The 11,861-nt window shown below is 71.5% G+C and carries 9 protein-coding genes; 5 read left to right on the top strand and 4 right to left on the bottom strand.

The annotated features are described in order from the left end of the window. Window positions 1-96: 96 nt before the first annotated feature. From Q1K57_RS03390 to Q1K57_RS03375, 4 genes are all read right to left on the bottom strand, one after another. Window positions 97-1,539 carry an ISNCY family transposase gene (locus tag Q1K57_RS03390; protein ID WP_300078973.1) on the bottom strand — a complete coding sequence of 481 codons (1,443 nt, stop codon included), beginning with the start codon at window positions 1,537-1,539 and terminating at the stop codon, window positions 97-99. Window positions 1,540-1,811: 272 nt separating this feature from the next. Continuing rightward, window positions 1,812-2,618 (bottom strand): UBP-type zinc finger domain-containing protein, encoded by an 807-nt coding sequence (locus Q1K57_RS03385; protein ID WP_300078971.1) that lies wholly within the window; start codon window positions 2,616-2,618, stop codon window positions 1,812-1,814. Then, a complete protein-coding gene (locus Q1K57_RS03380; protein ID WP_300078969.1) occupies window positions 2,603-3,538 on the bottom strand; it encodes a cation:proton antiporter in 936 nt (311 codons plus the stop codon). Before Q1K57_RS03380 ends, Q1K57_RS03385 begins: the two co-directional genes overlap by 16 nt. Window positions 3,539-3,721: 183 nt before the next feature. After that, window positions 3,722-4,633: an EamA family transporter gene (locus Q1K57_RS03375; RefSeq protein ID WP_300078967.1), complete on the bottom strand. Its 912-nt coding sequence runs from the start codon at window positions 4,631-4,633 to the stop codon at window positions 3,722-3,724. 72 nt (window positions 4,634-4,705) lie between these two features. Between Q1K57_RS03375 and Q1K57_RS03370 the strand changes: the two genes are divergently transcribed. From Q1K57_RS03370 to Q1K57_RS03350, 5 genes are all read left to right on the top strand, one after another. Beyond that, complete coding sequence (locus tag Q1K57_RS03370) at window positions 4,706-5,671, top strand: LysR family transcriptional regulator (RefSeq protein WP_300078966.1); 966 nt, start codon at window positions 4,706-4,708, stop codon at window positions 5,669-5,671. Next, entirely contained in the window at window positions 5,649-7,838 is a 2,190-nt protein-coding gene (locus Q1K57_RS03365) for a DUF2339 domain-containing protein (protein ID WP_300078965.1), read from the top strand. The genes Q1K57_RS03370 and Q1K57_RS03365 overlap by 23 nt, the downstream gene beginning before the upstream one ends. 37 nt (window positions 7,839-7,875) lie before the next feature. After that, on the top strand, window positions 7,876-9,330 hold the full coding sequence (gene glmU / locus Q1K57_RS03360) for a bifunctional UDP-N-acetylglucosamine diphosphorylase/glucosamine-1-phosphate N-acetyltransferase GlmU (RefSeq protein ID WP_300078964.1): 1,455 nt from the start codon (window positions 7,876-7,878) through the stop codon (window positions 9,328-9,330). Next, window positions 9,327-10,307 carry a ribose-phosphate diphosphokinase gene (locus Q1K57_RS03355; RefSeq protein ID WP_300078963.1) on the top strand — a complete coding sequence of 327 codons (981 nt, stop codon included), beginning with the start codon at window positions 9,327-9,329 and terminating at the stop codon, window positions 10,305-10,307. Before glmU ends, Q1K57_RS03355 begins: the two co-directional genes overlap by 4 nt. A 282-nt stretch (window positions 10,308-10,589) precedes the next feature. Continuing rightward, entirely contained in the window at window positions 10,590-11,816 is a 1,227-nt protein-coding gene (locus Q1K57_RS03350; RefSeq protein WP_300078961.1) for a sugar phosphate nucleotidyltransferase, read from the top strand. Window positions 11,817-11,861 lie beyond the last annotated feature (45 nt).

The following is an 11,861-nucleotide window of genomic DNA, read 5'->3' as shown; positions in this document are numbered from 1 at the left end:
TACTTCGACCTGAAGAAGTCCGGTGGCGCCGGTCGGCTGGCTGGCCGGGCTGACGGCGCGGGCCCTTCCTGACTGGGAGTCTCCCGGCTCTGGGGGTCAGCCGGCCAGGAGGGCGCTGATCTTGATCAGGTTGTGTGCCAGGACTCCGTGTCCGGTCCAGATGCGGGCTCCTTCGGTGGTGTCGATCCGGCTGCGGTCCCAGCCGTAGCCGCGTTTCAGGGTGGCGATCCGTCCTTCGCAGCCGGTCCGCCATTTCACGTGCCGACGGAAGGTTCGTTGTCGTTCGTCGGCTTGCCGGGCCTTCCCGGGTCTGCCCTTGCGGGGGATGACAACGTTGGTGACACCCAACTCGTGGAGGGCGTCGTCGATGGCTTGCTCGCCGTAGCCGCGGTCGGCGGCCACCACCCTGGGGGTATGCCCGGTCCGCTTGATCACCCGCTCGATCGAGGGGGTGAGCCGGGGTGCATCAGGCGGGTTCCCGGGCTGGACATCGTGGTCGAGGATGATGCCGTCGGCGTTGTCACAGACCTGGGCCTTATGGCCGAACTCGACTGGCTTGCCGAGCCGGCCCTTCGCGATCGGCCGCGCGTCGGGATCGTGAAGGCTGACCCGCCGGGTGGCTCCCGCCGGGGTGACCCCGGCGACGCGCTGCCGGGTCTGGTCGGCGATCTTCCTGGTGGCCTCGAGCAGGTCGGTCAGGTCGTTCACGGCCCGGGCGAGGCGTCCCCGCCGGCGGCCCGCGACCGCGTCCTTCTGCCCGACGGCAGCCAGGTCGGCGGCCTTCTTCCGGGCGACCCGCAAGGCTCGTTTGGCGTTGGTGAGCACCCGCCCGGCCTCGCGGGCGGCGACCTCGGCCAAGCCGGCCAGTTCGGCGTTCTTGCGGCGGACCACGGCCATCGCCTCGTCGCGGCCCTCGGCGCTGCGGGTGCGGAGCTTCGCGTTCAGGTCATGGGCGCGACGTCCGGCCGCCCTTGATCGGTCCCGCAGCTTGGTGCGGACCGCCCCACCAGCGGCCTGGACCCGCCGGGCGGTGGTCGCGATCCGGCGGACCGCCTTGGCCAGCAACCCCGAATCGGTCGGGTAGGCGACGTTGGAGGGCACGACGGTGGTGTCCACTCGCACCCGAGCGCAGCGCAGCACCTTCGCCTGGGCGGCCTTCGCCAACAACGAGTTGTTCAAGCCGTCGACCGCCGCCGACCCGCACCGGGTGGTCAGCTTCATCAACGTGGTCGGGTCCGGCACCGACTGGTCCAACCCAATCCGGCAAAACTGCCGCCACGTGATCGAGTCCGACACCTCCCGGCACAACGACTCGTATCCGAGCTGGTAGCGGAACTTGAGGAACATCAACCGCAGGTAGGTCTCCACCGGCGTCGACGGCCGCCCCAGCCGGGCGTGGAAGAACGGCTTGAACGGCTCGAAGAACACCGGGTCATCCAGGAGGGCGTCCACCCGGGCCAACTCCACCGGCAGCCGCCGAAGTTCCTCAGGCAGGATCGACTCCCACAACGTCGGCTGGTCAGCTACCGTACGCAACATGAATGGTCCCAAGCCCTTCTAGCCCAAGGGTTTGAGACCATTCTCCCTTGTCACAAGCCGATTCAGGGTTCGACACGCCCTGACTTTTTCAGGTCGAAGTAGGTATAGAAGCGCCGGGTCTGCGCGGCGTATGAGCACCTACGCGGCGTGCGAGTGGATCCGAAGCGGCGTTAGTGCACCCAAGCGGCGTGGACGCGACCAAGCGGCGTGGCTGCCGGTGGAGGGACCGGGGTCCCGACATGATCGACCAGCGGGGCGGGCTCGACCAGCCATCAGGCCGTGAGGTGGTGCACGTAGCACCAGCGCCACACCTCGTCGGGCTGCGCCGACTGCATGACCGGGTGCTGGGTCGCATGGAAGTGGGCGGTGGCATGTCGCCCAGGTGAGGAGTCGCAGCAGCCGATGTTGCCGCAGTCCAGGCAGCGCCGCAGCGCCACCCAGCTGAGCCCCTCGGCGATGCATTCGGCGCACACCGGCTGCGGCGGCGTCGGTGTCGCCGGCTGGGCGAGCAGTTCGGGGCATTCTGAGGCCTCGTCGAGGCGCAAGGCCGACGTACGAATGCGCTCCCGGTCGCGCGCCGCGACCGTGATCGTGGTCTCCTCGATGTCGAGCATCGCAAGCACCTCACTGACCACTTCCGAGGGCGCTCCGCCCGCCGAACGCACCTCGAGGACCCGCTCGCGCTCGGCCTCCAGCATCGCCAGGCGCACCCGCGCGTAGGCCTCCGACGGCGATTCCTGCCCGCCGACGGTGCCCAACTGCTCCCACGCGGCGAAGTTGCGCTCGTCGATCCGCTTGCGCACCAGGTCGCACACCCCATGCGGGTCGTCGCCGTCCATCTCCGACAGGCGGGAAAGCCCGGCCTGACTCGCTTGCTCCAACAGCGTGGCGCGCGCGAGGGCGTCCTTCGCCGGGTCGGGAGCCGGCACGTCGAGCCGGCGCGTCAGCCAGGGAAGGGTGAGCCCCTGCACGAACAGGGTGCCGCCCACGACGGCCAGCGCGATCAGCAGCAATACCTCACGGTGCGGGGTGTCCGCCGGGATGATGAAGGCCGCCGCGAGCGTCACCACGCCCCGCATGCCGGCCCACCCGGCCAGCAGACCGTTCTGCCAGGGGACGCCCCCGCGACGCCGCGCCCCACCAGCGGAACCTGCAGGGCCGACACCCAGACCAGTCGCACCACGATGACCGTGGCCAGGACGGCCGCGCACAACCCGGGGATCTGCCCCACCCCCAAGGTGGACGCCCCCACGGCCTCGATGATCCACCGGGCCTGCAGGCCGATGAGCAGGAAGACGGCGTTCTCGAGCAGGAACGAGATCGAGCGCCACGTCGTGCGCTCGGTGATGCGTGAGGGGGCGCTCTGGATGATCGGCGCCTTGTGGCCGAGCAGCAGGCCCGCCACGACCACCGCGATCACCCCGGACGCATGGATCTCCTCGCCCGCCAGGTACGCGGCGAAGGGCACGACGAACGACAGCGCCGTGTCGAGCAGCGGGTCGCTGATATGGCGGCGCACCGAAGCGACCAGCCAGAACACCACGAACCCGACCAGCGCCCCACCCGCCGCGGCCACGAAGAAGTCGACGCCGACCTGCACGGCCGACACGGTGCCCGCGATGGCCGCGATCGCGCTGCGCAGGGCCACCAGCGCCGTCGCGTCGTTGAGCAGCGACTCGCCCTCGAGCACCGTCACCACCACGCGCGGCAGCCCGATGCGGCGGGCGATCGCGGTGGCGGCCACGGCGTCCGGGGGAGCGACGACCGCGCCGATCGCGAGCGCGGCCGGCCAGCCCAGGCCGGGCAGCAGCCACTGGACGACGGCGCCGACCGCCACCGTGGTCACCACCACCAACCCCACCGACAACATGAGGATCGGCTTGCGATGGGTCGCGAAGTCGACCAGCGAGGTCTGGATGGCGGCCGTGTTGAGCAGCGGCGGCAACAGGCCCACGAGGACGACCTCGGGCTCGAGGTGCACCTCGGGCAGGGCCGGCACGTCGCCAGCGCCACGCCGACCGCGATCAACAGCAGGGGCGCGGGCAGCCGCAGCCGATCGGCCAGCGCCGTCCCGGCGAGCACGACGGTCGCCAGCGCCACGAGAAGCAGGGCAGTTTCCACGGTGCCATTGTGGGGCAGGACCCCGACAAGACGGCCGGCGGCCCAGCCGGACCTCAAGCCCTCAGCCGGTGACTCCCACCGGCGCCGGCCCCTGGGTCTGCGCCCGGACGCCGCCGGCGCGGCTCCCTGCCAGGACGCCGCCGACGACGAGGAGGCCGCCCAGCAGTTCGACCGGAGTCGGCACCTCGCCGAGCGCCAGCCATGCCGCCGTCATGCCGAAGACGGGCACGAGCATCGAGAACGGCGCCACCGTCCCGGCGGCGTGCCGCGCCATGAGCCAAACCCACACCCCTGACCCCACGACCGTGGCCAGCACGATCGTGTAGGCCAGGCCGAGCCAGGCGCCGGCGGCGTCCGGCTGGAACGAGGTGGCGATCGCGGTCGTGATCGCCTCGGGCCCCTCGACCACCAGGGACAGGGCGAGCATGGGCAGCGGCGGGACGACGCTCATCCAGAGGGTGAGGTGGAGGGGGTTGTCGGGGGCGGCGAGCCGGCTCGCCAGGTTGCCGAACGCCCAGCCGAGCGCCCCGAAGAGGACCAGCAGGAACGGGATGACCGGTGCCGCCTGCGCCCGGCTGACGCCGACGACGGCGAGCCCGAGGATGGCGACCATGATGCCGAGGGCGCGGCGGCGTCCGATGCGTTCGTGGAGGAGCAAGGCGCCGAGGACGACCGTGAACGGCGCAGAAGCCTGCAGCACGAGCGAGGCCAGCCCCGGCGGGAAGCCTGCGGCCATGCCGAGGTTGAGGCCCACGAACTGCAGCGTGCCGAAGCCGAGGCCGTAGCCGAGCAGCCAGCGCAGCCGGACGGCCGGCCGCGGCACGAAGAGCACGGTCGGGATGGCCAGCAGCCCGAACCGCAGCGCGCCGAGCAGCAGCGGGGGGAATTGGTCCAGCGAGGCGTGGATCGCGAGGAAGTTCACGCCCCAGAGGGCTGCCACGGCGATGGCGAGGAGGCGGTGGGTGACGGGCACGCTTTCCAGTGTGGGTGGTGTGATCATGCAGGTCCAGCGCGTTTTCCTTCATCGACACCTTAGGCTGACTTCATGGATGTGCGGCATCTCGACCTGCTGCGGGAACTGGCCACCCGGGGCACGCTCGCGGCGGTCGCGGAGGCGACCCATCGGACGCCCTCGGCCCTGTCCCAGCAACTCCGCACTGCGGAGCGCGAGTTCGGCGTCCGGCTGGTGGAACGCGAGGGGCGCGGCCTGCGGCTCACGGCCGAGGGGCGGCTGCTCGCCGAGGGCGCCGAAGAGGTCAACGCCGCCCTGGCGACGGTGCGGGCGCGCCTGGACGCCGCCCGCGGTGAGGTCGGTGGTCCGGTGAGCATCGGCTGCTTCCCGAGCGCCGGCGCGGCGTTGCTGCCCGAACTCGTCCTGCGGTTCGAGGGCACCGGTGTCGAGCTGAACCTCGACGACTTCGACCTCATGGAGGCGGAGTACGCCGGCCGCACGCTCGACCACGACATCGTGATCGCCCACAGCCTCAGCGGCGAGGGCCCTGCGGGTGCCGAGCGGCTCGTGCGGCGGGTGCTCGCGCGCGAGCCCATCGACGTCGCGCTGCCGGCCGCCCACCCACTGGCGGCGCGCGCCGCCCTGCGTCCCCAGGATCTGCGGGGCACCGTGTGGGTCGGCGTGCCTGCCGGCTACCCGTTCGACCACCTCCTCATCGCGATCGAGACGGCCGCGGGGGAGCGGTTCCCGCGGCGGTTCCGGCTGCGCGACAACCGTCTCATCGCCGCGCTGGTGGGGCGCGAGGTGGGTCTGGCGTTGCTGCCGCGCTTCACCACCCCTCATCTCGACGGGGTGGTCCTCCGGCCGCTGACCGGCCTGCCCGCCCGGCGCAGCATCGTGGCCCTCTGCCGCCCCGACCGCCATGCCCGACCGTCGGTCCGGGCCATCGTCGAGGCCCTCGTCGCCATCGGCGCGCGCTTGTCCGACGACATCGTCGGGCCCGACCGTTACGGTGGGGCGCGACAGGAGGAACCTCATGACCCACGAACCCGCCCCTGACGAGTTCGGCGCCCTGCTGAGCGAATTGCAGGGCATCACCCGCCGCATCGCCGAGATCGACGGCCGCATCACCGCCCTCGCCGAGCAGCGCGTCGAGACCCTGCGGCGCACCCTCGGCGACCTCGAGCAGCGCGTGCCCGCAGCCCCGGAGACGCCGGCCGCGCGGCCACACTCCAGGCCCATCGTCGTGCGGGAGCACGGCGTCCGCGGGTTCGTCGGGGTGTGGCGGGACGCCCGCGCCGACGGATCGGCGTCGTTCCCCGTCCCCGTCGGCACGCCCCTGCGGGTGACCGATCGGGTCGTCGACGGTCGAGTGCTCGTGCTCGGGCCCGGCTGGGAGGGTTGGGCCGACCCCGTCCAACTCGCCACGGACGCCCGGATGCCCTACCCGGACCCCGCCGGTCATGGGGCACCCCTGCCGGGGACTACGGCCGACGTTCCCGACCAGCCAGTCTCGACCGTGCCCGTCCCGAGCGCGCCCGACCCGGCTCTTCCCGGCCCGGCCGGCACGGGACCCGCGGCGTCCCCACGCTTTTCGCCGCCGCGGCCGCCGGTGTGGGAACGGCCCCAGTTCGTGGCGCGGCTGCTCGCGGTGGTGGGCGCGGGCATCACGCTCATCGGCATCGCGTTCCTGCTCGTGCTGGCGGCGCAGTACGGGTTCTTCGGCCCGTTGGCCCGCACGCTGGCTGCCGCCGGGCTGGGCGTCGTCCTGCTCGCGATCGCGTTCTGGGTGCACGGGCGCAGCCCCGACAACCCGGGTGCCCCGGCACTCGCGGCGACGGGTGTGGCGTCGGGGTTCCTGAGCGTGGTCGCGGCGACGGTCATCTACGGGTGGCTGCCACCGTGGGTGGGGCTCGCCCTCGTGGCCGCCCTCGGCCTGTTCGGGCTTGCCCTGGCACGGCGCTGGGAGAACGAGGTGCTGGCAGTCGTGGCCGTCGGAGCCAGCCTGGTGCTGGCGCCGTTCGTGGGAGCCGGGGAGCCGGTGGTGACCTCGGCCCTCATGGTCGCCATGACGGGGGTCACGCAGTGGCTCGAGGGCGGACGCGGCTGGCGGGTGTTCCCGCTGGTGCGCGTGCTGCCCACCGCGGGCGTGCTGCTGTACGTGGTGATCAGCGGCTCCTCGCTGGAGGAGGGGGAGCGGTTCGCGCTCGTGGCGCTCGCGTTGATCCTCGTCGGTGTGTCGCTCGCGGGGGTCGTCACGGCGCGCCGCGAAACCCAGGGGCTGTTCGCCACGCGCCTCGGCCTCGTGGTGGCGGCCGCCGTGCCCGCCGTGTTCGCGCCCGCGCTGCTCGACTCGATCGTGCTGCAGGCGCTCGCCTTCTGGGTGGTGGCCGTGGCCTTCACCGTGGTGGGCGCCCTACCATCCGCGCGCCCCGGAACCGCGACGGCCCTCCTGCCCCTCGGCGCGCTGTTCCTCTTCCTCACGGTGTTCGCTCTCACCGAGCAGCGCTACGTGGGCGCGATCGCGATGGGCATGGCGATCGCCTACCTCGCGGCCGGCCTGGGGGCGCAGTCGCGGGTCAGCTGGCTCGTCGGTCTGGTGCTCGGCGCCGTGGCGCTGCTCTCGTGGTTGCCGCAGGTAACGCATGTGCTCGGTCAGGCAGCCGCCGTGACCGCCGCGGGCGAGGACGTGCTGAGGTCGGTGCTGGGGGTGCCGCTCGGCGTGCTGGCCTACTTCGGCGTCCGGAGATTCTTCTGGTCGCGGCCCGCCGACCTCTATGTGGCGTGGGCGGTCTCCCTCGCCACCGGCTCCGTCGCGGTCGTCGAGCTGGCTACCTTGGTGGGCCGGCTGCTGCAGAACCCGACCGCCGGCTTCCAGCTCGGGCAGTTCCTCGTCACCAGCTCGTGGATGCTCCTGTGCGTCCTGCTGCTGCGCCGCGGGCTGGCGTCCACCCGCGACCGCGCCGAGGTGTGGCTGCGCCTGGCGCTGGTGCTGGCCGGGCTGGCGCTCGCCAAGCTGTTCCTGCTCGACCTGTCCATGCTCGACGCCATCGCCCGCGTGGGGGCGTTCCTCGTCGTCGGCCTGCTGCTGTTGTTCGTCGGGACCCGGTACGCCAAGGCGTGGGAGCGTGCCCGGGCAGCAGATCCGGGCCCGGACGCCGCCGCCGCAGACCCGAGCGGTGACGGACCGACCGGAGCACCCCTCGGCGGCCCGCCCGCTCGTTAGGATGACGACACCGGGACGACGAGAGGACTCCACACCCATGACCGAACAGGCGACGAGCGTGGCGGCGGTGATCGTCCTCGCGGCGGGCGCGGGCACGCGCATGAAGTCCACCAAGAGCAAGCTGCTGCACGAGATCGCCGGACGGTCCCTGCTGAGTCACGCCGTCGACGCCGCCGAACACCTCCACCCGAGACGCATGGTGGTCGTCGTCGGCCACGAGCGCGAACAGGTCACCGCGCACCTCACCGAGATCGCTCCGGGCGCTCTCACCGCGGTGCAGGAGCGGCAGTTGGGCACGGGGGACGCCGTGCGCTGCGGCCTGGCGGTGCTGGAGTCGACCGAGGGAGAGGTCGTCGTGACGATGGGCGACGTCCCCCTGCTCGAGGGGGAGACGCTCGAGGCCCTGGTCGCGCAACACCGGGCGACCGGCGACGGGGTCACGATCCTCACCTCAGAGCTCTCCGACCCGACCGGCTACGGCCGCATCGTCCGCGACGCCGGCGGTGACCAGGTGGCCGCCATCGTCGAACAACGCGACTGCACGGCCGAGCAGGCGGCGATCCGCGAGATCAACGCGGGCATCTACGTGTTCGACGGGGGCGTGCTGCGTGACGGGCTGGCGTCCCTCACGACGGACAACGACCAGAGTGAGCTGTACCTGACCGACGTGGTCAGGTACGCGCGGTCCGCCGGCCGAGGCGTCCACACCCTCGTCCTGGCCGACCGGTGGCAGACCGAGGGGGTGAACGACCGTGTCCAGTTGGCCACGCTCGGCCGCGAACTCAACCGGCGCATCGTGGAGAGGTGGATGCGGGCCGGGGTGACCGTGGTGGACCCGGCGACGACGTGGATCCAGGCGAGCGTCGACCTGGCGCCCGACGTCACCCTGCTGCCCAACACGAGCCTCGAAGGAGCGACGAGCGTGGCGTCCGGGGCGACGATCGGGCCGGACACGACGCTGGTCGACGTGGAGGTCGGCGAGGGGGCGACGGTGATCCGCACGCACGGGTCGTTGTCGGTGATCGGAGCGGGGGCGTCCGTGGGGCCGTTCTCGTTCCTGCGGCCGGGCACGGAGCTCGGGGTGAAGGGCAAGATCGGCGCGTTCGTGGAGACGAAGAACGCGGTCATCGGCGACGGCGCGAAGGTGCCGCACCTCACCTACTGCGGCGACGCCGAGATCGGTCCGGGAGCCAACATCGGCGCCGGAACGATCTTCGCGAACTACGACGGCGTGGTGAAGTCGAAGACGCGGGTGGGGAAGGCGAGTTTCGTGGGCAGCAACAGCGTGCTGGTGGCGCCCGTCCAGATCAGCGACGGCGCCTACGTGGCGGCCGGCTCCGCGGTCACCGAAGACGTCGATCCCGGACAACTCGGAATCGCACGGTCGCGGCAGCGTAATATCCCGGGCTGGGTGGAGACGCGCCGCGGCGACACAGCGACGTGGCAGGCAGCCCGCGAGGCGATCGACAACGAAGGGGCCACCGAGCAGTGACCGGGATCAAGCGGCAGTCCGAGAAGCACCTCATCCTCGCGTCCGGCCGGGCGTATCCGGAGCTGGCGGAGGAGGTGGCCTCGCTGCTGGGGGTGGAGCTCGTCCCCACGCGGGCGCTCACGTACGCCAACTCGGAGATCTACGTGCGGTTCGAGGAGTCGGTGCGGGGCGCCGACGCGTTCGTCATCCAGTCCCACTGCGCGCCCGTGAACGAGTGGCTCATGGAGCAGCTCATCATGGTGGACGCGCTGAAGCGGGCCTCCGCCAAGCGCATCACCGTGGTGTCCCCGTTCTACCCGTACGGGCGGCAGGACAAGAAGCACGCCGGCCGCGAGCCCATCTCGGCCCGCCTCATCGCCGACCTGTACAAGACGGCCGGCGCCGACCGGCTCATGTCCATCGACCTGCACGCCTCGCAGATCCAGGGCTTCTTCGACGGTCCCGTCGACCACCTCATCGCGCTGCCGGTGCTGGTGGAGTACATCATCCAGAAGTACCCGCTGGAGAACCTCACCGTCGTCAGCCCCGACGCCGGCCGCGTCCGTCTCGCCGATGCCTACACCGATCGGCTGGGCGCGCCGCTCGCGATCATCCACAAGCGGCGCGACCCAAACAAGGCGAACGAGGTCGCGGTGGGCGAAGTGGTGGGCGATGTCGCCGGACGCGTCTGCCTGCTGGTCGACGACATGATCGACACGGCCGGCACCATCTGTGCCGCCGCCCAGACGCTCAAGGACCATGGTGCCCAGGCCGTCATTGCGGCCGCGACGCACCCGATCTTGTCCGGGCCGGCAGCGGAGCGGCTGAACGCGTCGGCGTTCGAGGAGATCATCGTGACGAACACCCTGCCGATCGCCGACGAGCTGGACATCCCGAAGCTGACCGTCCTCTCCGTGGCGCCGCTGCTGGCCGAGGCGATCAAGCAGATCTTCGAGGACGGCTCCGTCACCAGCCTCTTCAACGGCGCGACCACTTAGCCGCGCCCGCGGCGTCCCGCTGCGGTGGTTGCGGTGGTGGACTGGGAGCGGGGCGGGTCACATTTTTGACATTGAGTTTGTTGGCACGTGCCCACATTCTCTATGTGAAAAAGACTATGTCATAAATCCGCGTAGCACCTCCGGGTGAGGGGACTGCAGGTTTGTGACATAGTTTTTTTGACATAGCGTTTCGTCGCACGTGACGAAAAGAACTATGTCAACAACGTGACGGCCCACCCCACCCGGACGCCCACGGGGCGGCGTCGGCCCTAGTCTGGGCTCATGGAAGCCTCCCCAAGGGTGCTCGGCATCACCCAGGCCGGCGGGCAGGGCAGCCGCATGGACGTCCTCACTCGCGAGCGCGCCAAGCCGGCCCTGGCGTTCGCGGGCTCGTACAAGCTCATCGACTTCGCCCTCTCCTCCTTCGCCCACAGCCACATCAGCGACGTCTGGGTCAGCGTGGCCTACCTCGCCGCAAGCCTCGACCCCTACATCGCCCACGGCCGCCCCTGGGACCTGGACCGCACCCGCGGCGGCTACCGGCGCCTCGTGCCCGAGCAGGGCCGGGCGACCAGCGAGTCCGGCTTCGCCGACGGCAACGCCGACAACCTCGTCCAGATCGCCGGCCAGATCCGCCAGTTCGCCCCGGACGCCATCGTCGTCATGAGTGCCGACCACGTCTTCCGGCTCGACCTGCGCCCCGTCGTCCGCGAGCACCTCGAGCGCGGTGCCGAGTGCACCATCGTCACCGCCGACGTCACCCGCAGCCAGGCCGCCCACAAGGCCGTCGTCACGGTGGACGCCGCGGGTCGCGTCACGCGGTTCAGCTACAAGCCCGACCGGCCCGACAGCACCACCATCGCCACCGAGATCTTCGTCTACGACCCGCAGACCCTCCTCGCCGAGCTCGCCCGCCTGCGCATCGATCTCGGCCACGAAGACGACGACAGCTCCGGGCTCGGCGACTTCGGCGACCACCTCCTGCCCGCCCTCGTCCGCCGCGGCAAGACCTGGGCCACCCCGATCACCCACTACTGGCGCGACCTGGGGCGTCCCGAGGAGTACCTCCAGGCCCACCGCGACCTCCTCGCCGGCCGCGTCGACGTCTTCGACGACCTCGACCAACCGATCCTGTCGCGCTGGCCGGAGCGGCCCCCGGCGCGCGTGGGCGCGTCCGGCGAGGTCAACGACAGCCTGCTGTCGCCCGGCGTCGACGTGCGCGGCACCGTCCACCGGTCCGTCCTCGGCCCCGGCACCGTCGTCGAAGCCGGTGCGGTCGTGGAGGGCTGTGTGATCGGTTCCGGCGTCCAAATCGGCCGGGACGCTCGCGTTCACACCGCCATCGTGGACGACGGCACCCGCATCGGGCGCGGTGCGAGGGTCGGTGCGCCCCCGCGGGCCACCAAGGTGCGGGACGCCGACATCGCCCTCATCGGCATCGACTGCCGCATCGGCACGAACGCCGTCATCGAGCCCGGCGCCCGGCTGGAACCCGGTGGCAGCGCCTGATCGACCACGGCGCCGACGACCCCTTGCCTCCTCGCATGCAAGGAT

Origin of the sequence: Propioniciclava sp. (assembly GCF_029977985.1) — a bacterium.
In the GTDB taxonomy this organism is placed as follows: domain Bacteria; phylum Actinomycetota; class Actinomycetes; order Propionibacteriales; family Propionibacteriaceae; genus Propioniciclava.
Note: the sequence above shows the minus strand (reverse complement) of the source record. Positions and strands in the feature narration are given on the sequence as shown.

Excerpts from the sequence above, each read along its gene's own strand:
- Q1K57_RS03390 (WP_300078973.1), bottom strand. The coding sequence starts at position 1,539 with ATGTTGCGTACGGTAGCTGACCAGCCGACGTTGTGGGAGTCGATCCTG.
- Q1K57_RS03385 (WP_300078971.1), bottom strand. The coding sequence starts at position 2,618 with ATGCGGGGCGTGGTGACGCTCGCGGCGGCCTTCATCATCCCGGCGGAC.
- Q1K57_RS03370 (WP_300078966.1), top strand. The coding sequence starts at position 4,706 with ATGGATGTGCGGCATCTCGACCTGCTGCGGGAACTGGCCACCCGGGGC.
- Q1K57_RS03365 (WP_300078965.1), top strand. The coding sequence starts at position 5,649 with ATGACCCACGAACCCGCCCCTGACGAGTTCGGCGCCCTGCTGAGCGAA.
- glmU (WP_300078964.1), top strand. The coding sequence starts at position 7,876 with ATGACCGAACAGGCGACGAGCGTGGCGGCGGTGATCGTCCTCGCGGCG.
- Q1K57_RS03350 (WP_300078961.1), top strand. The coding sequence starts at position 10,590 with ATGGAAGCCTCCCCAAGGGTGCTCGGCATCACCCAGGCCGGCGGGCAG.